The organism is Sporichthya brevicatena (assembly GCF_039525035.1).
GTDB classification, from domain to species: domain Bacteria; phylum Actinomycetota; class Actinomycetes; order Sporichthyales; family Sporichthyaceae; genus Sporichthya; species Sporichthya brevicatena.
Map to the genome: position 1 here is coordinate 20,784 of NZ_BAAAHE010000068.1, position 21,558 is coordinate 42,341.

Below are 21,558 nucleotides of genomic sequence, written 5' to 3' on the forward strand. Positions count from 1 at the left end.
CGCACAGCCCCCGAGTACGGACACCGACGACGCACCCACGGGAGACGACATGCCCACGCGCACCGCACGCACCGCCTGGACCGGGACCCTCGAGCAGGGCAGTGGCAAGGTCGAGCTGACGAGTTCCAAGGTCGGGACCTACGACGTCTCGTTCCCGAAGCGCGCCGCGGAGGACGCGGGCGGGACGACCAGCCCCGAGGAGCTGATCGCGGCGGCGCACTCGTCCTGCTACGCGATGCAGCTCTCCGCGCTGATCGGCCAGGCCGGCGGCACCCCGCAGGCGCTCGACGTCCAGGCGGACGTCGACCTCGGCCCCGACCCCGCCGGCGGCTTCCGGCTCACCGGCATCCGGCTCACGGTCCGCGGCGAGGTCGACGGCCTCGACGCCGACGGCTTCCTCAAGGTCGCCAACGAGGCCAAGGCCGCGTGCCCGGTGAGCAAGGCCCTCACCGGCGTCGAGATCTCGCTCGACGCGGCGCTCGAGGGCTAGCCCCGAGTCGAGGCGGCTCGACGCTCAGGCGGCGGGCGCGCGGACCAGATGCACGTCGCCGCGGCCGATGCGGGCGCGCAACGACACGGCGCGCGAGCCCGCCCTCGGGCCGTCCTCGACGGGCAGGTCCGAACGTAGGACGCCGGACCCGGTCCGGACGTCGAGTCGAACTGACACACCCTCAGGAATACCGACGGTCAGCGTGCCCGAGCCCGCGGCCAGGTCGACGTCGCCGTGCGCGGTCCCGACGTTCGTGGACCCCGCCCCGACGCGGGCACGCAGGTTCCCGGTCACGGTGGCGACGTCGACGGCCGCGGTGCCGGCCGCGACGTCGGCGTCGGCAAGCCGGCCGGTCACCGAGATGTCCGCGGTGGCGGTGGCCAGCTTGGCCGTCGTCCCCGCCGGAACGACGATCGTCGCGTCGACCGCGCCGCGGCCCTTGCGCCATCCGGAGTTGCGGGGGGCGTGGACGACGAGCGTCCGGCCGCGCAGGTCGACCGTGAACCGGTCGAGCCCGTCGGCGTCGGCCGGCGTGAGCGTGACGACGGCCTCGGAAACGTCCTCGCGGGCGTCGATCGTGAGGCTGCCGTGGCCGAGGCGGACGGACAGTTGGAGCGGGCCGTCGACGGGCCACGCGTAGGTCTGCGGGGTCATGGGGATCGCCTCCTGGGCGGGTCGTGTGGGTGGGTCAGCCGTTGATCCAGCCGGTGATCCGGCCGGGTCCGCTGCTGGTGGTGGGCGCGCCGCGGCCGGGGCCGAGGGCGGAGGTGGCGGCGCGGAGCAGCCAGGTGTTCACCGAGATCCCGGCGGCGCGGGCGGCGGTGTCGATCTGCGCCTTGAGCGACTCCGGCAGCCGCAGCGAGATCCGGGCGTCGTTCTCTCCCTCGTCCACCGCGGCCGGGGGCGTCGGGTCCGTCGTGGGGCCGGTGCGGACGTCGATGTGCACCTCGTCCGCCTCCAGTCGCACCGACACCGCCGGGGCCCCCGGGACGTCGAGGAGGGCGGCGGTGATCTCGTCCGCCGCGGCGGAGACCGCCTCCAGGACCGCGAGCCGCACGGCCGGCTCGGCCGCGGTCGCGAGGGCCTGGGCCGTCTGCTGGGTGCGGTCGTCGCCGAGCGCCGCCGCGGCGAGGAGCTGGGCGCGGACGCCGTCGGTGAAGGGGTGCAGGTGCATGCCGCCAGAATGACATCACGATGATGTCATCGCAACCTTGTTTGCTGTCAGTGGGCGGGATGTCCGCTATGTCCGGCGTGGCGCGCGATCCGCCCGGAGCGGCTGAGTCACGCTGGACCCATGCGAAACGGGGGAACGATCCGGCGGGTCGGGAGCGGTGTCCTGCTGGCATCCGTGCTGGTGACGGGCCTGATCGCGGGGGCGGCCGCCGCGCCCGCCGCGGCGAGCAGCTCCGCCGGTGCTGCAGCCTGCAGCTGCGGGGAGCAGCGGTCCGCCGCGGACCAGCGCCAGCGCGCCGACGTCGTGTTCGAGGGGACGCTGGAGGGCTCGACCAGCTCGGTGAGCACGGACGAGAACGGCAAGGTCACCGAGTCCGGCCTCGTCCACCAGTTCGCGCCCAGCCAGGTCCACAAGGGCTCGGTGCAGGATCCGCAGTACGTCGTCGAGCTGCCCGATCGCCCCTGCGACCTTGGCCTCTCCGGCCCCGGCCCGTACCTGGTCGTCGCCGAGCGGCCGTCCCGCGTCGAGCAGAAGAAGTACGGGCTCAACCCCGACGACCTGATCGCCCACCCCTGCGGCGGCACCCGTGTGCTGCCGGCGGACCAGCCCGCCCCCGCGTCCGCCCCGGAACCGGCGCCCGCTCCGCCGAAGGGATCGGGCTCCGCCGACTCCGACTCCAACGACTCCGACGACTCCGTCGACCCCGGGTCCGGGGAGGGGCTGACCCTGAACCGCCTGCTCGGGGACACGCTCGGCGACCTGCTCGGCGGCCTGCTCGACGCGCTCGGGCTCGGTTCGGACGACGCACCGCGCCCAGCGCGCTCATAGAGGACTCATAGGAACCGCACCTACGCTCCGGCCAAATCCGTCCATCTCGGGCGGACGCCTGGGTAGGAGCGGTGCATGAGGGTGAAGACGCCGAGAGCGGTCGTCGCGGCGGCCGGGGTGCTCGGCCTCCTGGCTGCCGTCACGACGGGGGCATCGACCACCGCGCGCGCCGCGGACTCGCCCGCTGAGTCCGCGACGCGCGCCGGTAGCGCCCCGGACACCCTGCACCTGCCCGAGGTGACGAGCCTCGCGCTCTCGCCCCAGCTCCAGGAGATGCTCGGGGCGACGACGATCGACCTGGACACGCTCGCGAAGCTGCGCGCGGCGCGGCCGTCGATCCCGGGGGAGAAGACCCCGCCGGTCGGGACCACGCTGCTGTGGCCGGCGCTCGACGCCGCCAAGGGCGGGCCGATCGGGGTGTACCTCAAGCAGTACACGCTGCGGGCCGTTGGCAACCACGTCGAGGTGTGGGTGGCCTCCGGGCAGGACGGCACCTCCCAAGGCATCCGCTTCCCCGAGGGCGACTGCCGTAACGACGTGCCCGGCTCCGTCGAGATCACCGACGCGCAGCTCAAGAGCCTGGTCTCGGAGTTCGACAACAACATCTACCCGAAGGAGACCGCCGCCTTCTCCACACCGCGGGACCGGGCGGGGATCAACACCATCCCGGGCCTGTCCGCGGCCGGCGTCAACTTCGCGGGCGACGGCGACAACACCGTCACGCTCGTCGACAACGTGCGCGACCCGAACTTCTACGAGTTCCCGGAGAACCGGTCCTACATCGCCGGGTTCTTCATGCCGCTGCTCAACGAGCTCACCGACCGCAACATCATGACGATCGACGCCTTCGACTGGCTGCACCGCACGGGCGCCAACCCGAAGGACGAGCCGGACGACGACCTGTGCAAGTCGCGCCCCGCGCGCCCGCGGTCCTACGAGGGCACGTTCGCGCACGAGTGGCAACACCTGCTGCACTACTACCAGGACTCGCTCGAGCACACCTGGGTCAACGAGGGCCTGTCCGAGTTCACCGAGACGCTGGTCGGGTACGCCGACGCCACTCTGACGGTGGATCAGGCCGGATCGCAGGGTTCGCTGCACTGCTTCCAGGGCTGGTCGATCGTGAAGGCCCGTGGCAACCCGAACCCGCAGGCGTGCGGTGGTCCGCAGAATTCACTGACCAAGTGGGGTGACGAGGGCGAGGGCTCCGAGATCCTCGCCGACTACGGCAACGCCTGGTCGTTCATGCTCTTCCTCTACGACCGTTGGGGCGTGGAGATCCTGGCCGGCCTGCATCGCGACAAGGAGGCGCAGGGGCTCACCAGCGTCCAGCGCCAGCTCGACCAGGTCGCGTCCGGGACCAAGGTGCTCGACGTCCTGCACGACTACCAGTTGATGAACCTGCTCGACCGGTTCGTCGACCGCAAGGACGGGCAGGTCCGCGGCATCGCCAAGGAGCGTGTGACGAGCAAGAGCCTGAACGCGACCGTGAACCTCGAGAACCCGGCGTCGTACGCGAAACCGGGCGCGGCGCCGAACGGCGCGGACTACATCGTCCTGCGTCAGGGCAAGGACGCGTTGCCGACCTCGTTCGGTTTCACCGGCGCAAAGATGCTCCCCGGCGCTCAGGAGTCCTCGAGCGGGGACGACCCGATCGCGCTGCTCGACGAGATCCTCTTCGGCTCGCCGGAGGAGGGCGCCGGCACGGTCGCCAACTGGCACGTCAGTCTCGTCGGCATCGACGCCAAGAAGCACCGGGCGCTCGTCCGCTCGGTCGACGGGTTCGACGTCTCCTTCGGGGCGAAGGACCTCGCGGCGTTCAGGTCGTACCCGCTGCTCGTCGCGGTCGTCAGCCACGACGACCCGGTGGACACCGAGACCAACGGCGACGAGAACGCGCCCTACACCTACACGGTCAACGGCCGGGAGCAGACGGGCTGACGAGGCGCAGGACGGTCTCGCCGATGCCGAGCGAGAGCTCGGTGAAGAAGCGCCGGCCGGCGGTGTGGAACGCCTCGCCGGTGCTGGCGCCGAGGGCGAGGAACAGCAGCAACTGCCCGTCGTCGTGGATCGGGACGGTCACGACCGAGGACACGCCCTGCTTCTCGAGCAGGTGGTCCACGATCGACTCCCGGTCCTCGCCGACCAGGAACGCGGTCGGGTTGCCCTCCCGCAGTTCGTCGAGGACGCGCGGGACGATCTCCGAGATCGTCGCGTTGATCTCGGTCCCGGGGTCGAAGACGCTCTCCGCGAGCGACCAGGACGCCAGGATCCGGATCGACGGCTCCTCGGACGGCTGCGCGCAGAAGCTCGCGTGCCAGAGGTCGAACCGGGGCCGCAGGAGCCGCACCACCCCGTGGAGGGCCTCGTCGAGATTCGTCGCGGCCTGCACGGCGGCGACCGTCTCCTCGACCAGGGTCGCGTCGTCCTTGGCCATCTCGCCGGTCCTCCGATCCGTTCGCCGGAAAGGTGATTCCGACATTCGGCCGGTCTCTAACCTCCGGCTGTCCGGCGGATTCTCACCGCGATAACCTGACTGCGTTTGGTTATCGCGGCGGAGAGGCCGGCCGGTGGCGCAGCAGTACGTCGAGGGCCGGGTCCGGCTGATCGCGATGCTGGTCGCGACCTGCGGCGCGGCGACCAGCGTGTTCCTCACCCTCGGGGTCACGTTCTCGGGAGCGCCGCAGATCGCGGCGGCGCTGCGGGCCGATCAGGCCGACCTGCAGTGGATCGGCGACGTGTACCCGCTCGTGGTCGCGGCGATCCTGTTGCCCGCCGGCGTCCTCGGTGATCGCCTCGGCCGCAAGAAGGCGTTGGTGGCCGGTACGGGGGTGCTCGCGGCCGGGATGTTCCTCGTCGCCCGGTCGGACTCGCCCGGCGCGATGATCGCGGCGCTCTTCTTCTCCGCGCTCGGTGCGGGGGTCGCGTTCCCCGCCACACTGGCGACGATCACGGTCGCCGTCGCCCCGGAGCGGCGCAGCACCGCGGTCGGGATCTGGGCCGCGGCGGTGCCGATGGGTGGCATGTGCGGCACGCTGATCGGCGGGGTGCTGATCGCGACGACCGACACCTGGCGTGCGGGGTACGTCGTCCTCGGCGTGCTCGCCGTGGTGTTCGCGCTGCTGGCGCTGGTCGTCGTGCCGGAGACGCGCGACCCGGTCCGTCAGCCCCTCGACCCGGTGGGCGTCGTCCTGTCCGTGGTGGGCATCGCGGCGCTGGTGCTCGGCGTCACTGAGGGGCCGTCACACGGCTGGACCGACCGGGGGACGCTCGGGTGGCTCGCGCTCGCCGGCGTCGCGCTGGCCGCGTTCGTCCGGTGGGAGCTCGGCCGGACCCGCCCGCTGCTCGACCTGCGGCTCTTTCGGGAGGAGGGGGTCGCCCCCGCCGCCGTCGCGATCTGGGCCGTGTTCTTCGGCACCTACGCGATGGCCTTCCTGTCGTTCCAGTACCTCGCGTTCGCACTGGAGTTCTCCGCCCTGCGGGCCGCGCTGGGCCTGCTCCCCTTCGGCGTGACGATGATTCCGCTCGCCGTCCTGGGCCCGCGGCTCGCGGCGCGGTACGGGACCCGTGCGGTGGTGGCGACGTCGCTGCTGGCGGGCGCGGTCGGGGCGAGCCTGTCGGGCGTGCTCGCCGTGTGGCAGGGCTACTGGGGTCTCGCGATCGGACTCGCGCTCCTCGGGGCGATCGGGCTCGGCGGCGGTCCGGTGACGGAGGAGATCACCCGCCGCCTGCCCGCCGCGAAGCAGGGTGTCGCGTCGGCGGTGAACAACCTGACCCGCGAACTCGGCGCGGTGTTCGGGGTCGCGTTCACCGGAACCGCGTTCAACATCGGCTACCGGCACGAGATCTCCGCCGCGCTCGACCCCGCGGCCGACCCGCTGGCTGCTCTCGCGCAGGACTCTCCGGCGTCCGGCCTCGCCGCCGCCGGTCAGGCCGGGGCGGACGCGCCGACGTACGTGACCGCCGTGCTCGACGGCGTCGACACCGGCTGGCTCGCCGCGATGGGCACCGTCGCCGCGTTCTGTGCGCTTGCGACCGGCTACTTCCTGGCGCGCTACCCGGCGCGGGACGACCGGCCGGCGGGTGAGGTCACAGACCCGCGTCCGACAACGACCGCAGCGTCTGGCTGATCGCCTGCGCGAGTCGCGGGTGCTGGGCCTGCCAGCGGTCCTCGGCGTCCTCGAGGATCTCGACGATCCGCGAGTGCTTCTCGGGATCCTCGTCCGCCGGCCGGTCGTGGGCCAGGTGGTCCGCGACCTCGGCCCGGAGCTCGGACAGGGAGTCGGCTCCCTCGGTCGTCTCGTCCTCGGCGTCCGGGTCGTGCCGGTCGAGGATCTCGTCCAGTTCGTCGAGCAGGCGCCGGAAGGGGTTCACGGGGTCAGCCTAGGTTGCTGGCATGGACTTCAGCACCGCGTGGGGCGATCTTCTGGCGGCGGTGGCAGCGCTCGACGCGGCCGACTTCGCCCAGCCGTCGGGCTGTGCGGGGTGGCTCGTCCGGGACCTGGTCTGCCATCTCGTCATCGACGCGCAGGACGTGCTGATCACCCTGGCGACGCCCGCCGCCGGGCCGGCGACCCGGGACGCGGCGTCGTACTGGACCGTCGGGAACGCCCCGCCGACCGGGGACGACCCCCTCGACGCGCTCACCGTGCGCCTGGCCGCCGCGTACGAGGACCCCGCCCTGCTGCAGTTCCACCTCGACGACGTCGGATCCGCCGCGGGGCGGGCGGCGGCGCTCGCCGACCGGGCGGCTCCGGTGCGGACGCAGGGCGAGGTGCTGCGCGTCGGGGACTACCTCGACGCCTACGTCCTGGAGGCGACGCTGCACCACCTCGACCTCGTGGCCCACCTGGATCGGCCGGGGCCGGCCGCCGCGTCCCGGGCGGCGGCGCGGGCGCTGCTCGAGCGGATCGCGGCGGCGAAGTTCCCGGCGGCCTGGCCGGACGCCGAGGCCCTCCAGGTCGGCACCGGGCGGCGGCCCCTGACGCCCGACCTGGCCGCTGACCTGGGTGAACTCGCGGAGCGCGTGCCGCTGATCCTGGGCTGACCGGTCGTGTGAGGCATCTTGCATGCAAGCTTGCATGCAAGCGGGGTACGCTGCTGCGGATGACCTCAGCCCCCGCGGCCCAGCGCGTGTACGACCGAATCCGGCAGGAGATCCTCGACGGGACGCTCGCCGGCGGCAGCCTGCTCAGCGAGGTCGAGGTCGCCGCGCGGCTCGGGGTCAGCCGGACGCCCGTGCACGAGGCCTTCCGCAAGCTCGAGGCCGAGGACCTGCTGGAGCTGGCGCCGCGGCGCGGCGCGATCGTCGTCCCGGTCCGGCCGGGGGAGGCGGCGGACGTCCTCGAGATCCGCCATGCGCTCGAGGTCTCCGCGGCCCGCCGCCTGGCGCACGCGGACCCCGCGGTGCGCGAGGCCTTCCGCGCCGCCGCGGCCGCGCTGCTCGCCGAGCAGGACCGCATCGCCGCCGCCGGTGACCTCGCGGCGTTCGCGGCGGCCGACGCCGACTTCCACCGCGCGATCGTGACCGCCTCGGGCAACCAGATCGCGGACCGCGTCTACGCCTCGCTGGCCGACCGTCAGCAGCGCATGACGATCGGCGCCGTCGGCGCCCGCACGGACCGTCTGCCGGTCCTCGCCGACGAGCACCGCCAGTTGGCCGGTCTCGTCGTCGACGCCGAGGTGGCAGCGTTCGAGGCCCTGCTCGCGCGGCACTTCCTGACGACCCATCAGAGCGTGCTCGGCCAGGCCGGGACGCAGCCGATCTTCGCCGTGCGGGAGGACGCGTGAGCGTCGACGCCTCGCTCCGCCCGCCCGCGACCGACGCCGCGACCGACGCCGCGACCGCCGTGGACGACCCGCACCCGCACGCCTGGCGTCGCGTCGCCGCGGCCATGTTCGTCATCGGCTGGGGCGGCAACCAGTTCACGCCGCTGCTCTCGGTCTACAAGGAGCTCGGCGGGTTCACCCAGCTCGACGTCGACGTCTTCCTCGGCGCCTACGTCTTCGGTCTCATCCCCGGCCTGCTCGTCGCGTCCGCGCTGTCGAACCGGCTCGGTCGCCGCCCGGTGCTGCTGGCCGGGCTGTGGTCCGCGCTCGTCGGCACGCTGCTGCTCTCGCTCGGGGTGCACGGCGGCTATGCCGGTGTCGTCGGCGGCCGGATGCTCAGCGGCGTGTCCGTCGGCATCGCGATGTCCGTGGGCACGACGTGGGTCAGCGAACTCGCGACGCGCTCGGGGACGCGCTCGGGCGCCGGGGCGCGCCGCTCCGCGCTCTGGCTGACCGCCGGGCTCGGACTGGGACCGGCGTCGGCCGGTCTGCTCGCGCAGTACGCGAGCCCCGCGCTGACGTGGCCGTTCCTGACCCACGCGCTGCTGTGCGTGCCCGCGATCGTGCTGCTGACCACGGCGCCCTGGGCGGAGACCCGGGCGCGCCGCACCGAGCCGCTGCGCCTGGCCGACCTGCGTGTGCCTGCGGTGCGGCACCGCCGCTTCCTCCGCGTCGTTCTGCCGATGGCGCCGTGGGTGTTCGGCTCCGCCGCTGTCGCCTACGCGATCGTGCCCCAGCAGGTCGAGGGCGCCGTCGGGGAGTGGGCGCTGTTGTTCGCGGCCGCGCTCGCCGTCGGGACGCTCGGGACGGGCGTGCTCGTCCAGCCCGTCGCGCGGCGGCTCGACGACGCCGGCTCGGCGCGCGCGATCGTCGTGTCGATGGCGCTGATGACCGTCGGTGTCGCGCTCGCGGCCGTCACCGCGGCGACCGAGTCGCCCTGGCTCGCCGCGCCCGTCGCGCTGCTGCTCGGCGCGGCCTACGGCATCGCGGTCGTGTCCGGGCTGCTCGAGGTCCAGCGCATCGCGCGGCCCGACGAGCTCGCCGGCCTGACCGGGGTCTACTACGCGCTCTGCTACGTCGGCTTCCTGCTCCCGGCGGTCCTCGCCGGGCTCGCGCACTGGTTCGGCTACCCGGCGATGCTCACCGCCGTCGCGGTGCTCGCCGCCGGCTGCGCCGCGGTGTGCGCCGCCCACTGGGCGAAGCACCTCCCCGCCGCGGCCTGAGACGGCCGTCACGCCGGTCTGTCCGGATTGACCGCGGATGTCGGGCGGCAATGTCCAGGGCTTACCCAAAGGCAAGGCAACCCGGAGAACGATCACGGCCGCGCACGGTGGACTGAGCGATAACTACGGGGTGTAGGTGAGCCCTTTGAACCAAGGAGAGCGCGAAATGAAGATCGCCGTGCGGGCTGGTCGTACCGCCGCTGTCGTGGCTGGTGCCGTCGTGTGTGCGGCGGTCGCGCTGCCCACGATCGCGAAGGCTGACTCCGGGGACTCCGCGGAGTGCCCCGCGGCCCGCGTCACCGGGCTCTCGTCCGCGCTCGACACGGTCGGCACCGCCGCGGCCGCCGGCCCGTCGATCGCCTTCGGCGTGCTGCTCGTCCCGCTGTCGCAGCCACTGCCGCCGCCGTTCGACACCGTCCAGTCCCAGGTGCTCTCGGGTGCCGCCGACGGGGTCCAGCAGCTCCGCTCGGACGCCCCCGGTTACGTCGACCAGCTCCGCGCGGGCGTCGCCCCGTTCGCGGCCGGCAACGACGTCGCGAACCAGGGTGTGAACGCGGTCGCCGACACCCTCGACACCGTCGCCGACGCCGCCGGCCCCGCCATCGCCCCGGTCGACCGGACTCTGCACGAGACCGCGACGATCGTTCGCTCCAACACGGAGGTCGCCGCCTCCTGCTGACGTCGCCGACGTAGAGTTTCGCGGTCGTCGGAAGGACCGCGGGGGACAGGCGCGTGAGCAAGCAGTCGTACACCGCTGAGGTGACCGCGGTGACGCGGCAGTCGCCGAGCCTGATGCGGGTGGAGCTCGGGGGCGAGGGTCTCGCGGAGTTCCGTTCGCTCGGCGTCCCCGACGAGGCGTGCGTGTTCGAGTTCCCGGCGCCGGACTCGCCGCGTCGGCACCTGCCCGAGCCCGGGCGTTGGTACTCCCTGGCCGAGGTCGGGCCGCGGCGGATGGTGATCGGCATCGTCCTGCACCCCGGCGGCCGGGGCTCGGGCTGGGCCGAGCGCGCGACGGTCGGCGAGACGCTGCGCATCACCGAGCACAACAGCTGGTTCAAGCGCCCCGCGGACGCCGCCTGGCAGATCCTCCTCGGCGACATCACCGCCCTGCCGGCGTTCGCCCGCATCTGCGCCGAGAGCACGATCCCGACCCAGGTGGTCCTCGAGGTCCCCGACCCGGCCGACGAGATCCCGATCCCGGCGGCCGAGGTCCGCTGGGTCCACAACGCCGACCTCGCCGCGCACAGCACGCTCGGCGACCTGGTCCGCGGGCTGCACCGCCCCGAGGGGCCGGGTTACGTCTACGTCGCGGGGGAGTCGAAGGCCACCCGCACCGCGCGCAAGTTCCTCCGGGACGAGTGGAGCCTCGGCAACGACCGCTTCGGGGCCATCGGGTACTGGCGCCACGCGCGTTGAGCCCGGCACCGCCGAGGAAATCGGTCGTGTGACCGACTTTTGTGCTCGCGACCTCTTTACGTGACGGCCCGATCCGAGTGAGATGGGTCCGGGCGCTTTCCTGACAAACGCCCCTCGTTGTCACTATTAGCCGAACCGCCCCCGGTCCCGGATCGGCTGCGAGGAGGACTCGCCATGCCCAGCCACCGCCATCGGAGCAGCGCCGTCGCGGCGACGATCACCGCGTTCGCCGTTCTGCTGACGGGGTGTGGAGGAACCCGCGTCAGTGACGAGGCCATCGAACGGGCCGCCGGGGTCGGCCAGGCCGTCCAGGTCGCGAACCCCGATGCCGCCGCGGGAGTCGTCCCCGACGCCGGCGTGGTCGCGCCTGTCCCCGGCGCCGTCGACCCGGCCGCGGCGGCGAACCCCGCGGCCGTCGACACCGGCCCCGCGACGACGGGCACCACGACCACGACGACGAACTCCGCGGGCAGCACGAAGTCGAACGCGCAGACCGCGGCCTCCGGCGGTGCCAAGGCGAGCGGCGGCGGCAAGGCGTCCGGTCCCGCCACGGGTCCGGTCATCCGCGTCGGCGCGGTGGGCACGTTCACCGGCCCGGTGGGTGCGCTGGTGAAGGACACGATCACCGGCATCCGCGTGTGGATGCAGTGGATCAACGCCCGCGGCGGCGTCGCCGGCCACCCGATCGAGGTCCTCGTCGGCGACGACGGCGGCGACCCGGCGCGCTTCAACTCGATCGAGCAGCAGTTCGTCGAGCAGAAGGGCGCGGTCGCGTTCCTCTACGCGACGCTCGGCTTCTCGCCCAACGGCAACAACAAGTACCTGGACGCGAAGAAGATCTTCACGCTCGGCACCGAGGGTGGGTTGGAGACCGCCTACAACAACCCCTACGTCCTGACGGCGACGCCGACGGGCAAGGTCAACGCGGACTCGATCCTGCTCGCGCTCGGCGACGTCGCGCGCCCGCTGGGCAAGAAGAAGTTCGCCGAGTTCGCCTGCAGTGACTTCGGACTGTGCGACAACTTCGACCAGCGCTGGTCGAACCCCGAGGCGCTCAAGGCCGTCGGGTTCGAGATCGTGGCGCGCGGCCGGCCGTCGCTGACGCAACCGGACTACACGGCGCAGTGCCTCGCGGCGAAACAGGGCGGGGCCGAGGTCATCATGCTCGCGCTCGACACGGCCAGCCTCCGCCGCTTCGCCGGCGACTGCGCGCGGCAGAACTACCGGCCGATCTTCGGCACCGCCGACCTGCTCGCGCTCTCCAGTCTCCCGTCCGACCCCAACGCGGACGGCATGATCATCGCGTCGAAGATGGCCCCCTGGACGGACACCTCGGTGCCCGGCATTGCGAAGGTGACCCAGGCCTTCGCGCAGTACGCACCGGGGGCGCCGCCGACCGGCGGCAACACGAACGGCTGGATCCTCGGGCGGTTCTTCGAGTCCATCGGGAAGAACTTCCCGGCCGGTGAGGTGACGCTCGCCGACGTCGAGGCCGGCGTGTACGGGGTCAAGAACGACAACCTCGACGGGATGACGTTCCCGATCACGATGGTCAAGGGCCAGCCGATGAAGCGGCAGCTCTGCTACGGCGTCGTCGTGATCAAGAACGCCAAGTACTCACGCTTCCCGGGCAAGGCACTCCGCTGCACGGGGACACTGCCGGGCGCCAGCGGCTGACCTCGGCGCCGTTCTTCGGCCCCTCGCCCCTCGGGCGGGGGGCCGCGGTGTGTTGGGGGAACCCGGACAAATAGCGGTCATTTATCATCTAAAGCCTTGTGACCGGCGGAACTGTGCATTAGATTACAGAGTGCATCTTAAATCAGCCTGAGTGCGCGCTGCACCGACCGGAGTGACGTCCTCCGGTCGGAGAGCTCACTCGGGCGCACGCCCCCTCCATCTCGTCGTCGAGGGCGACGAGGGGCACTGCCCCCTGCCCCGCGACGAACCCGATGCCGGTCTCCCCCGAGCCGGCGTGAAGGGAACGGTTCCATGTCTGCATCTCCCCGCCCGGATGTGGCTACTGCGGTCGACGCGATCGCACCGACCGGCACCACGCGACGCCAGTTCGTCGGGTACGTGCTGGCCGGCACGACGCTGGCTGTCACCGCCGATCTGACGCTCACCCCGAGCACCGCCCGCGCTGCGGGCGCCACTCCCATTCCCAGCAACCCGACGCTCTCGGACGCCTACGACTTCCTCGACGCGTACCGCGACGCCTGCCTGCCGACCAACCACCACCTCAAGATCGAGATCACCCCGCAGGGCAAGGCGGTCTTCGCCCTCCCGCGGCAGGAGGCCGGTCAGGGCATCACCACCTCGTTCGCGCAGGTCATCGCCGACGAGCTCGACATGCGCATCGAGGACGTGAAGGTCACCCTCGCCGACGCCCGCCCGGAGCTGATCTTCAACCAGCTCACCGGTGGCTCGACGGCGCACTTCTCGCTGTGGATGCCGATCAAGATGATGGCCGCCACGGCGCGCACCGCGCTCGCCGCGGCCGCGGCCGAGAAGTGGGGCGTCCCGGTCTCCGCGGTCACCACCCGCGACGGTGCCGTGTTCGGCCCCGACGGTCAGCGCGCCACCTACGGCTCGCTCTCGCAGCTCGCGGCGTCGACGATCACGAAGCCGCTCGACGTCAAGCTCAAGAGCAAGCCGGGCAAGTACGTCGGCCAGGACGTCGGCCGCGTCGACGCCCTCGACATGGTCACCGGTGCGAAGAAGTTCGCCGGCGACCTGCCCGTGCCGAACGCGCTGCCGACGATGATCTGCCGGCCGCCGACACTGAACGGCACCGTGCAGTCGATCGAGAACCTCGAGCAGGTCAAGGCGATGCCGGGCGTCACCGACGTCGGTGCGATCTCGCGCGGTGTCGCGGTCCGCGCCCGCACGTTCGGTCAGTGCATCGACGCCATCCGCGCCCTCAAGGTCACCTGGGGCGGCGGCACCGTCGACAACGAGAACAACGACACCCTGACCGAGAAGGTCGCCGCGGTCCTGCTGCCGCTCGCCCCGACCCTCCCGACCGACGAGGTCATTCAGGAGGACTACGTCTGCCACTACCGCTCGGGTTCGCCGATGGAGCCCAACACCGCGGTGGCCGACGTCCGTCCCGACCGGGCCGAGGTCTGGGGCGCGGCGAACATGCCGATCGTGACGCTCCAGCGCATCGCGATGATGCTGAACCTCCCCGAGGACAACGTCACGCTGCACTGCCCGCCGGCCGGTGGATCGTTCGGCCGCAAGCTGTTCTCGGACGCGATCTACGAGGCCGTCGAGGCCTCCGCGCTGTTCGGCAAGCCGGTCAAGCTGATGTGGCACCGCGCCGACGACGCGCGGCACGGCCGCATGCACCCGATGATGGTCAACCGGGTGCGCGCGACGAAGCAGGGCGGCAGCATCACCAGCTTCGCGATGAGCAGCGCGTCGAGCGCCTGCGACTGGACCCACGGCCTCGGCGAGATCATCTCCGGGTCCGCCGCGGCCCAGGACCCGCGTCTGGGCTTCACGGGCAACAAGGAGCTCGGCAACCTCTCGGTGGCCGTGGCCTTCTACCAGCTCGTGACGACGGTGCCCTACAACTTCGGCCCGACCGCGCTGTACCTGAACGAGGTCTTCTCGTACGACACGCTGCCGACCTCCGCGGTCCGCAACGTGTACTCGCCCGACGTCGCGGTCTCGCGTGAGCTGTTCGTGGACAAGCTCGCCGACAACTTCGGCATGGACGGCTACGAGTTCCGTCGCGCCTTCCTCAAGAACGACCGGATGCGCGCGGTCCTCGACAAGGTTGCCGAGATGGGCAACTGGGGCCGCTCGATGCCCGAGGGCACCGCGCAGGCCATCGCGTTCCACGAGGAGTACCAGGCCTACGTGGCGACGCTGATGGAGATCGACTGCCGCCCGGCGATGGTGAACCGCAAGATCCGCGAGGCCTACACCGGCCCGCGCATCACGAAGACGTTCATGGCTATCGACGTCGGCAACCCGATCAACCCGCGCAACATCAAGGCCCAGCTGATGGGTGGTGCCATGGACGGCATCGCGCAGGCGCTCACCGCGGCCTGCCACATCAAGGACGGCACGGTCCAGGAGGCGTCGTGGGACAACTACCGGTACACCCGGCAGTGGAACGTCCCGTACGTCTTCGATTGCCACGTCATGCCGGCCAACCGTGAGATCGGTGGTGGCGTCGGTGAGGCCGGCGTCGCGGCCGCGCAGGGTGCGGCGGCGTGTGCCTACGCCAAGGCCACCGGCAAGAACATCACCGAGATCCCGGTGAACTTCCGGGAGCCGCTGGGCTTCGTCGTCAAGCCGACGGTTCCGCCCATTCCGCAGTCGCCCGTCAACGGCCGTCGCTTCGCGCGCTGACCAACTCCGTTCCTAACGGGTACTCAGAAAGGGAAACCCCGTGCCCAAGCACTCGTTCGTCCTGAACGGCAAGAAGGTCAGTGTCGACATCGAGAACAACGTCCGCATGCTGTGGGTGCTGCGTGACGTCCTCGGTGTCACTGGCCCGAAGTACGGCTGTGGCATCCGCGTGTGCCAGGCCTGCACCTCCCACCTGAACGGCAAGCACTTCAACCCGTGCTCGGTCCCGGTGTCGGACATCCGCTCCTCGGACCGGATCACGACCATTGAGGGCCTCGCGAAGACGGTGAAGGGCAAGAACCTCCACCCGGTCCAGGAAGCCTGGATCAAGTACGACGTCGCGCAGTGCGGTTACTGCCAGCCCGGCCAGATCATGGCCGCGACCGCGCTGATCAACCGTGTGAAGAAGTCCGGCCGCAAGATCTCCGAGGCCGACCTCGACACCCTGCGCAACGTCTGCCGCTGCGGCACCTACCCCCGCATCCGCGAGGCGATCAAGTACGCCGCCAGCAAGATGTAGGACCCACGGGAGCGTGCACCGTGGACGGCCCCCCACCCGAGTTGCTCGGGTGGGGGGCCGTTTTCGCGCGGGGGATTACTGGGCGAGCCGGTCGCGGGCGGCCGCGAGGAACTCCTCGGACAGGCAGTCGCCGGCGGTGGCGCGGGCGAGCAGGAGCGCCCCCACGAGGATCGAGAAGTCGCAGATGATCCGCTCGCGCTGGACGGCGGCGTCGGCCTCGTCGGTGGCCGTGCGCTCGGCGAGGACGGCCAGCAGCGTCCGCATGCCCTCGGTGTACGCGACCCGGGGTGCGCTGCCGGGCTCGGTGCGGGAGATGCCGCTGGCGAACGCGCTGGGGCACCCGTCGCCGGGGTTGTCGCGGTGGGCGAAGGACAGGCAGAAGTCGACGAACGCCTGCCGGGTCGCGATCGGGTCGTGGTCGTGCGCCTCGGAGAACGCGTCGAGGCGGTCCAGGTGCTCCCGGAAGGCCTGCGTGACCGCGGCCGCGACGAGGGCGTCCTTGGACTCGAAGTGCTTGTAGAAGCCGCCGCGCGTCAGGCCGATCTCGCCCATGACGTCGGGCACGCTGACCGCGCCGAGGTCGCGCTCCCGGAAGAGGCGAGCCGCGGCCTCGATGAGTTGGCGGTGGTGCTGTTCGGCGACCGCGCGGGACGCTCGGCCCATCTTGACGCTCCGGGACTCGGGTGGCGGGCTGAGTCCGAAAATAGCAGTTATGTGACATCCAATACAGGGACGCCGGCCAGAAATGCCCTGATCTGATCCACGAACAGACGCTCCGCGTCGAGCTCGTTCGCGCGGATCGCGGCCATCAGTGCGGGGTGCTCGTCCTCGTTCGCGGTGGGGAACGGGTTGTCACGTGGACCGTCGAGCGCGACGGCCTCGACGAGGGCGCTGCCGAGCGTCAACTTCTCCAGGCCGTCCATGAACAGCAGGTGCCGGCGGTCCGGGACGTCGGGGTGCTGGGCGACCTGCGAGGCGACGATCTCGTAGCGGCGCAGCAGCATGCCGCGGGGGAGGAACTGCAGCAGGACCGGCGCCGCCCGGCGGTGCCGCAGAATCGTCCGGCGGAAGTTCAGCGAGAACTTCACGAAGTACTCCGGCCACGGCTCGCCGGGGATCGTCTCGGGCACCTCGGTGTCGAGGACGATCGTCTTCGCGACCTCCTCGAGCACGTCGGCCCGGTCCCGGAAGTGGTGGTAGAGCGACGGCGTCCGGACGCCGAGCTCGTCCCCGAGACGCGGCAGGCTGAACGCGGCGAACCCGTCCCGGTCCATCAGGTTCAGCGCCGTCCGCGCGATCGACCGGCGGTTGAGCACCGGGGCGGGCGAGCTGGTCATGCATCGATTATCGCGTGCTCGGTCAGTTTGCCTACACGGATAAGGCTGGTTACCGCACGGTTGTGCCTGAGGTCATAAATTCCCTGGTCAGCGGCAGATGCCTGGCCCTAAATGATTTAGGCATACCGATTTTTCGACCCGCGGGCGAATCCGCCGATCGGGGCCGCGGAGAATGGCGCGCATGAAGCGGATCGTGTGCACCTCGTTCGACCTGGACTCCCTCGCGCTCGTCGAGGAACCGACGCCGGAGCCCGGGCCGGGGCAGGTGCTCGTCGAGGTCGCCGCCGCCGGGGTGAGCTTCGCCGACGGTCTGATCGCCCGCGGGCTCTACCAGGTGAAGCCCCCGCTGCCGTTCACGCCGGGGACGTCGTTCGCCGGCACGGTCGCGGCGGTCGGGACCGGGGTCGACGTGGTCGCGGTCGGGACGTCGATCGCCGGGTCGGGCTTCACCGCCGGCGCGTACTCGTCGCACGTCGTCGTCCCCGCCGCGGCGGTGGTGCCGCGGCCGGAGGGTGTCGACGCGCAGATCGCCGCGAGCGTGCTCGAGAGCTACGGGACGCTGGTCTACGCCGTGACGCGCCGGGTCACGATCGCGCCGGGGGAGTGGGTCGTCGTCCTCGGCGCGGGCGGGGCGATCGGCCTCGCCGCCGTCGACGTCGCGCGCAGCCTCGGGGCGAAGGTCGTCGCGGTCGCCTCGTCGGAGGGCAAGCGCGCGGCCGCGACCGCCGCCGGCGCCGACGTCGCGATCGACTACACCGACCTCAAGGACGGCATCCGCGCCGCGACGGGTGGAGGCGCCGACGTCGTGATCGACCCGGTCGGCGGAGCCGCGGCCGAGTCGGCGCTGCGGGCGCTGCGCGCCTACGGCCGCTTCTGCGTCCTGGGCTTCGCGTCGGGCGAGATCCCGCGGCTGCCGGCCAACTTCGTGCTGCTGCGCAACCGCACGATCGTCGGCGTCGACTGGGGGGACTGGGCCCGCGAGGTCGCGACCGTCGAGGAGAACGCGGGGCTGCTCGCCGACGTCCTCGGCCGCATCGGTCGGGGCGAGCTCCACCCCGTGCGTCCGACCGCGGCTCCCCTTGCTGACGCTGCGTCAGTTCTGCGGGGCTTCGCCGACCGCTCGGCGACGGGTCGGTACGTCCTCGTCCCCTGACCGCTTTGTCGGTGCGGACAAACGCCCCGTCGTCCGATCGGTCGGGGGTTGGTGCCCGGCCGTGGCCAGGCGATACTCGGCGCCATGTCCGCCCGGCTCCGTCTCGCCGTGCCCGCGATCGCGGCCGCCCTCGGGTTGCTCGCGTCCGGGTGCGGGACGCGGATGAGCGAGGACGAGGTGCGCGCGGGCGTCCAGACCGGCCCGGTCGAGATCGCTCCGGAGTCGCTGGAACAACTGCGCTCCGCCGGCTCCGCTCCGGTCGCCGCCCCGGCGGCGAGCGACCCGGGCGGGGCGACCGCGCCCGCGGCGGTCGGTTCGACGCCCGGCGGCCCGGCGGCCCCGGCAGCGCAGCCGGGTGAGGTCCAGGTCGACGCCGCCGTGCCCACGGCGGCGCGGGGCTCCGCCCCGGCGAGCGCGCGGTCAGCCGCGTGCACGGGCCGGGAGGCGCCGCTGCCGATCGGTCAGATCGGCAGCTTCAGCGGCGTCATGGGCCCCATCACGGCCAGTGGGCGAACCGCGCTCGCCGTCTGGGTCAAGCACGTGAACGCCTCCGGCGGACTCGCGTGCCACCCCGTCACGCTCTACGTGATGGACGACGGCATGGACCCCAGCCGGGGCGCGGCCGCGGTCGGCACCCTCGCCACGCAGCACAAGGTGCAGGCCCTGGTGTCGCTGTGGGCGCCGCTGTCGATCCCCGCGATGCGGTCGGCGATCGAGCGGTATCGGCTCCCCGTCGTCGGGGGCGACTCCGTCATGCCGGACTGGTACCAGCACCCGCTGCTGTTCCCGCAGGGCGCGGGCCTCAACGGGGCGGTCGCCGGCGCGCTCCGACAGGCCGTCGACGCGGGGTTCACGAAGATCGGAATGCTCTACTGCGTGGAGACGCCGCTCTGCGCCGGCGTGCAGGACGTCGTGTCGAAGTACGCGGAGCAGATGGGCGCGAAACTCGTCTACAGCTCCCCGGTCTCGCTGACCCAGACCGATTTCACCGCGCAGTGTCAGAACGCCAAGAACGCCGGCGTGCAGTCCTTCGGCATGGGTGTCGACGGGTCCACGATCACGCGGGTCGTGCGCTCCTGCGCGGCCCTCGGCTACCGGCCGCAACTCATCTCCGGCGCGATGCTGGTCAGCGCGGCGCAGGCGAACGACCCCGGCATGCGGCAGAACACCCTCTCGGTCTCGACGCCCAACGCGCCCTGGATGCTGACGGAGAACGCGGGGCAGAAGGAGTTCGCCGCGGCCCTCGACCGGTACGCACCGGGGACGCCACGCGACGCCGTCTCCCTCGCCTCGTGGGCGGCCGCGCAACTGTTCGTCGTCGCGATCGAGAACCTCGGGGACGCCACCCGGACCGCGCCGATCACCTCGGAGTCGATCCTGACCGGCCTCGGCCGGGTGAAGAACGAGACCCTCGACGGCCTCGCCCCGCCGATCACCTTCTCGCCCGGGCAGAAGTCGGCGCACGAGCACAACTGCGTGTACTACGCCCTGCTCACCGAGCGCGGCTGGGAAGCCCCCCGGGGCAACAAGTACGTCTGCTTCTGACGCCTGCTTCTGACGTCGCTTCAGTCGTGTGCCCGCCCGCGGCTGTCAAAAAAGGGTGACACCCCTTACTGCGCAGTAAGGGGTGTCACCCTTTTCTGACACGGCGCGTCGACACGGCGCGTCGACACAGCGCGTTGACACGGGGTGACGTGGGCCTCTGTTTGTGGGTGATCGCGGCGGGCAGCGATGCGGCACGAACGACGCAGCATTCGTCCAGCTTCGTCCGCTTTCCCCGAGCGGGCGAGACCCAGAGGAGTAGTGAATGCGAACCGCCCCCACGCAGACCCGTACTCGTTCCCTCGCGACCCGGCTGGCAGCGACCGGCGCGGCCGCGATCCTCGCGGCGACCGGTCTGGTCGCGGCCACCGACAGCGGCGCCGAGTCGAGCAGCACCCAGGTCGCCTTCGTCGACCCGGTCCCGCTGTTCCCGATCCCGATCCCGTGCACCGGCTCCCCGCTCGACGCGCAGAGCACCTGCGCCGGCGGCGGCCACTACGACAAGGGCGGCGACCGCGGTGACGGCGTCGGTGGCGACACCCCGCAGCTCGGCGGCGCCAACAGCGGCGGCGAGAACGGCGGCGGCAAGACCGGCGGCGAGGGCGGCCCGGAGGCCTGATTCACGCTCAGGCGCTTGTGCTCCTGAACAAAAACCCCTGAGTGGCGGTCAGAATTGACCGCCACTCAGGGGTAAGACTTTTGTTGGTGCTGTCACACAAGTTTGGTTGGACGCCTTTCGGGGGACCCGCTCAGCCGTTAACCTGCGAGCTGCCCACCTTGTCCGGATTTGCCCCGCCGGACCGGTTAACGATTGGGAGCGTCCCCATGCACAACACCTCGAGCGGTGGTCGTCACCGCAAGCCCAACCGCACCCGCGCCATCGCGCTGCGTACTGCTGTGTCGGCCGGCGCCGCGGCGGTCGCGGTCCTGGCGACTCCTGCCGCCGCGAGCGCCAGCACCCCGGGTGCCTCCCCTCCGGTCCCGTGCACCGGGAGCCCGCTGGACGGCTTCACCACCTGTGGCGCCTCCGGCTACTACGGCAACGGCGTGACCGGCAGCAACGCCGGTGACTTCGCCGGCGACGACACCCCCGGCGGCAAGTAGCCGCTCCGGTCGCAGCTCGACCGCAACGAGCTCGACTCGCCTCAACGAACTGAAGACCTCCCGCCACGGGGTCGCCGACCGGCGTTCCCGAGCGGGAGGTCTTCAGTCTTTCTGCGGGCGCTCAGTCCCGGTTGCCCGGCGCCGTCGCGGCGCTCAGCTGCGCGGCCGGGGCGCCGGTGCCGGACTTGCCGGGTCGCTGGGCCGGTAGCTGGTAGGTGATGACGACGAGGCCGTCGTTGGTCGAGCCCTGTCCCATCAGCAGCTGCACGGTGGCCAGGTCGGACAGGCGCCAGGCGGCGATGTAGCCGCTGCCGCCGCCCCCGCCGCCACCGGCGGTCGCGCCGGCCGAGCCGCCGCCACCACCGGCGTAGCCACCGCCGCCACCACCGGCGCCGACGGTGCCGCCGGCCCAGTTGCCGGAGTGCTTGATGGAGTTCGACGTGCCGTAACCGCCGGCGCCGCCGCCTCCGCCGTACTGCTCGTCGAGTCCGTCGTGGCCGTCCTGGCCCGCGACCGTGTCGACGGCCGCGCCGCCGCTCGGGCCGACGGCGCCGATGCCGCCGGGACCGAAGAAGTC

22 protein-coding genes and 1 pseudogene are annotated in these 21,558 nt (G+C 71.9%); 16 read left to right on the top strand and 7 right to left on the bottom strand.

Translation table 11 applies throughout. The features are described from left to right. The first annotated feature begins 49 nt into the window (after positions 1-49). Entirely contained in the window at positions 50-490 is a 441-nt protein-coding gene (locus tag ABD401_RS24760) for an OsmC family peroxiredoxin (RefSeq protein ID WP_344609862.1), read from the top strand. A gap of 24 nt (positions 491-514) precedes the next feature. Here the strand turns inward: ABD401_RS24760 and ABD401_RS24765 are convergent, their stop codons facing one another. Beyond that, complete coding sequence (locus ABD401_RS24765) at positions 515-1,144, bottom strand: DUF4097 family beta strand repeat-containing protein (protein WP_344609864.1); 630 nt, start codon at positions 1,142-1,144, stop codon at positions 515-517. Positions 1,145-1,178: 34 nt separating this feature from the next. Next, the gene (locus ABD401_RS24770; protein WP_344609866.1) at positions 1,179-1,664 is read right to left on the bottom strand and encodes a toxin-antitoxin system HicB family antitoxin; all 486 of its coding nucleotides are present in this window, start codon (positions 1,662-1,664) and stop codon (positions 1,179-1,181) included. A gap of 120 nt (positions 1,665-1,784) precedes the next feature. Here ABD401_RS24770 and ABD401_RS24775 point away from each other — a divergent pair, with 120 nt between their 5' ends. Both ABD401_RS24775 and ABD401_RS24780 read left to right on the top strand, forming a co-directional pair. Beyond that, on the top strand, positions 1,785-2,492 hold the full coding sequence (locus tag ABD401_RS24775) for a hypothetical protein (protein WP_344609868.1): 708 nt from the start codon (positions 1,785-1,787) through the stop codon (positions 2,490-2,492). A 75-nt stretch (positions 2,493-2,567) separates the two neighbouring features. Continuing rightward, positions 2,568-4,433 (top strand): peptidase M6 immune inhibitor A, encoded by a 1,866-nt coding sequence (locus ABD401_RS24780; protein WP_344609870.1) that lies wholly within the window; start codon positions 2,568-2,570, stop codon positions 4,431-4,433. On the opposite strand, the gene ABD401_RS24785 is transcribed toward ABD401_RS24780, so the two are convergent. Continuing rightward, entirely contained in the window at positions 4,408-4,929 is a 522-nt protein-coding gene (locus ABD401_RS24785) for a GAF domain-containing protein (RefSeq protein ID WP_344609872.1), read from the bottom strand. The two genes, ABD401_RS24780 and ABD401_RS24785, sit on opposite strands and share 26 nt — an antisense overlap. Before the next feature lie 133 nt (positions 4,930-5,062). On the opposite strand from ABD401_RS24785, the gene ABD401_RS24790 reads away from it, so the two are divergent. Beyond that, entirely contained in the window at positions 5,063-6,622 is a 1,560-nt protein-coding gene (locus ABD401_RS24790; RefSeq protein WP_344609874.1) for an MFS transporter, read from the top strand. Here ABD401_RS24790 and ABD401_RS24795 read toward each other — a convergent pair. Then, positions 6,582-6,866 (bottom strand): DUF4404 family protein, encoded by a 285-nt coding sequence (locus ABD401_RS24795; protein ID WP_344609876.1) that lies wholly within the window; start codon positions 6,864-6,866, stop codon positions 6,582-6,584. The two genes, ABD401_RS24790 and ABD401_RS24795, sit on opposite strands and share 41 nt — an antisense overlap. A gap of 22 nt (positions 6,867-6,888) precedes the next feature. Here ABD401_RS24795 and ABD401_RS24800 point away from each other — a divergent pair, with 22 nt between their 5' ends. From ABD401_RS24800 to ABD401_RS24835, 8 genes are all read left to right on the top strand, one after another. Beyond that, positions 6,889-7,539 carry a maleylpyruvate isomerase N-terminal domain-containing protein gene (locus ABD401_RS24800; RefSeq protein WP_344609878.1) on the top strand — a complete coding sequence of 217 codons (651 nt, stop codon included), beginning with the start codon at positions 6,889-6,891 and terminating at the stop codon, positions 7,537-7,539. A gap of 59 nt (positions 7,540-7,598) precedes the next feature. After that, positions 7,599-8,282 carry a GntR family transcriptional regulator gene (locus ABD401_RS24805; RefSeq protein WP_344609880.1) on the top strand — a complete coding sequence of 228 codons (684 nt, stop codon included), beginning with the start codon at positions 7,599-7,601 and terminating at the stop codon, positions 8,280-8,282. After that, on the top strand, positions 8,279-9,544 hold the full coding sequence (locus ABD401_RS24810) for an MFS transporter (RefSeq protein WP_344609882.1): 1,266 nt from the start codon (positions 8,279-8,281) through the stop codon (positions 9,542-9,544). The genes ABD401_RS24805 and ABD401_RS24810 overlap by 4 nt, the downstream gene beginning before the upstream one ends. A 166-nt stretch (positions 9,545-9,710) precedes the next feature. Further along, positions 9,711-10,223 carry a hypothetical protein gene (locus ABD401_RS24815; protein WP_344609884.1) on the top strand — a complete coding sequence of 171 codons (513 nt, stop codon included), beginning with the start codon at positions 9,711-9,713 and terminating at the stop codon, positions 10,221-10,223. Positions 10,224-10,276: 53 nt separating this feature from the next. Continuing rightward, complete coding sequence (locus ABD401_RS24820; protein ID WP_344609886.1) at positions 10,277-10,960, top strand: siderophore-interacting protein; 684 nt, start codon at positions 10,277-10,279, stop codon at positions 10,958-10,960. 174 nt (positions 10,961-11,134) lie between these two features. Beyond that, positions 11,135-12,637, top strand: coding sequence for an ABC transporter substrate-binding protein (locus ABD401_RS24825; protein ID WP_344609888.1), 1,503 nt, complete (start codon positions 11,135-11,137; stop codon positions 12,635-12,637). Positions 12,638-12,949: 312 nt separating this feature from the next. Further along, a complete protein-coding gene (locus tag ABD401_RS24830; protein WP_344609890.1) occupies positions 12,950-15,325 on the top strand; it encodes a molybdopterin cofactor-binding domain-containing protein in 2,376 nt (791 codons plus the stop codon). 40 nt (positions 15,326-15,365) lie between these two features. Then, positions 15,366-15,845 (top strand): (2Fe-2S)-binding protein, encoded by a 480-nt coding sequence (locus tag ABD401_RS24835; RefSeq protein WP_344609892.1) that lies wholly within the window; start codon positions 15,366-15,368, stop codon positions 15,843-15,845. A gap of 75 nt (positions 15,846-15,920) precedes the next feature. On the opposite strand, the gene ABD401_RS24840 is transcribed toward ABD401_RS24835, so the two are convergent. Both ABD401_RS24840 and ABD401_RS24845 read right to left on the bottom strand, forming a co-directional pair. Next, complete coding sequence (locus ABD401_RS24840) at positions 15,921-16,508, bottom strand: TetR family transcriptional regulator (RefSeq protein ID WP_344609894.1); 588 nt, start codon at positions 16,506-16,508, stop codon at positions 15,921-15,923. A gap of 47 nt (positions 16,509-16,555) precedes the next feature. After that, positions 16,556-17,182, bottom strand: coding sequence for a TetR family transcriptional regulator (locus ABD401_RS24845; protein ID WP_344609896.1), 627 nt, complete (start codon positions 17,180-17,182; stop codon positions 16,556-16,558). A 181-nt stretch (positions 17,183-17,363) separates the two neighbouring features. On the opposite strand from ABD401_RS24845, the gene ABD401_RS24850 reads away from it, so the two are divergent. From ABD401_RS24850 to ABD401_RS24865, 4 genes are all read left to right on the top strand, one after another. Beyond that, positions 17,364-18,335: a zinc-binding dehydrogenase gene (locus tag ABD401_RS24850; protein ID WP_344609898.1), complete on the top strand. Its 972-nt coding sequence runs from the start codon at positions 17,364-17,366 to the stop codon at positions 18,333-18,335. An 84-nt stretch (positions 18,336-18,419) separates the two neighbouring features. After that, positions 18,420-19,880, top strand: a complete 1,461-nt coding sequence (locus ABD401_RS24855) for an ABC transporter substrate-binding protein (protein ID WP_344609900.1) — start codon at positions 18,420-18,422, stop codon at positions 19,878-19,880. Between the two features lie 262 nt (positions 19,881-20,142). Continuing rightward, positions 20,143-20,496, top strand: coding sequence for a hypothetical protein (locus ABD401_RS24860; protein ID WP_344609902.1), 354 nt, complete (start codon positions 20,143-20,145; stop codon positions 20,494-20,496). 206 nt (positions 20,497-20,702) lie between these two features. Beyond that, the gene (locus ABD401_RS24865) at positions 20,703-20,981 is read left to right on the top strand and encodes a hypothetical protein (protein ID WP_344609904.1); all 279 of its coding nucleotides are present in this window, start codon (positions 20,703-20,705) and stop codon (positions 20,979-20,981) included. 121 nt (positions 20,982-21,102) lie between these two features. On the opposite strand, the pseudogene ABD401_RS24870 reads toward ABD401_RS24865, so the two are convergent. Then, a pseudogene (locus ABD401_RS24870) lies at positions 21,103-21,558 on the bottom strand (hypothetical protein); the annotation flags it as partial.

Bases quoted from the DNA above. Each gene is read 5' to 3' on its own strand.
- ABD401_RS24785 (WP_344609872.1), bottom strand. From the start codon at position 4,929: ATGGCCAAGGACGACGCGACCCTGGTCGAGGAGACGGTCGCCGCCGTG.
- ABD401_RS24860 (WP_344609902.1), top strand. From the start codon at position 20,143: ATGCGAACCGCCCCCACGCAGACCCGTACTCGTTCCCTCGCGACCCGG.
- ABD401_RS24775 (WP_344609868.1), top strand. From the start codon at position 1,785: ATGCGAAACGGGGGAACGATCCGGCGGGTCGGGAGCGGTGTCCTGCTG.
- ABD401_RS24805 (WP_344609880.1), top strand. From the start codon at position 7,599: ATGACCTCAGCCCCCGCGGCCCAGCGCGTGTACGACCGAATCCGGCAG.
- ABD401_RS24850 (WP_344609898.1), top strand. From the start codon at position 17,364: ATGAAGCGGATCGTGTGCACCTCGTTCGACCTGGACTCCCTCGCGCTC.
- ABD401_RS24855 (WP_344609900.1), top strand. From the start codon at position 18,420: ATGTCCGCCCGGCTCCGTCTCGCCGTGCCCGCGATCGCGGCCGCCCTC.
- ABD401_RS24815 (WP_344609884.1), top strand. From the start codon at position 9,711: ATGAAGATCGCCGTGCGGGCTGGTCGTACCGCCGCTGTCGTGGCTGGT.
- ABD401_RS24780 (WP_344609870.1), top strand. From the start codon at position 2,568: ATGAGGGTGAAGACGCCGAGAGCGGTCGTCGCGGCGGCCGGGGTGCTC.
- ABD401_RS24765 (WP_344609864.1), bottom strand. From the start codon at position 1,144: ATGACCCCGCAGACCTACGCGTGGCCCGTCGACGGCCCGCTCCAACTG.
- ABD401_RS24825 (WP_344609888.1), top strand. From the start codon at position 11,135: ATGCCCAGCCACCGCCATCGGAGCAGCGCCGTCGCGGCGACGATCACC.
- ABD401_RS24865 (WP_344609904.1), top strand. From the start codon at position 20,703: ATGCACAACACCTCGAGCGGTGGTCGTCACCGCAAGCCCAACCGCACC.
- ABD401_RS24845 (WP_344609896.1), bottom strand. From the start codon at position 17,182: ATGACCAGCTCGCCCGCCCCGGTGCTCAACCGCCGGTCGATCGCGCGG.
- ABD401_RS24760 (WP_344609862.1), top strand. From the start codon at position 50: ATGCCCACGCGCACCGCACGCACCGCCTGGACCGGGACCCTCGAGCAG.
- ABD401_RS24800 (WP_344609878.1), top strand. From the start codon at position 6,889: ATGGACTTCAGCACCGCGTGGGGCGATCTTCTGGCGGCGGTGGCAGCG.
- ABD401_RS24830 (WP_344609890.1), top strand. From the start codon at position 12,950: ATGTCTGCATCTCCCCGCCCGGATGTGGCTACTGCGGTCGACGCGATC.
- ABD401_RS24770 (WP_344609866.1), bottom strand. From the start codon at position 1,664: ATGCACCTGCACCCCTTCACCGACGGCGTCCGCGCCCAGCTCCTCGCC.
- ABD401_RS24840 (WP_344609894.1), bottom strand. From the start codon at position 16,508: ATGGGCCGAGCGTCCCGCGCGGTCGCCGAACAGCACCACCGCCAACTC.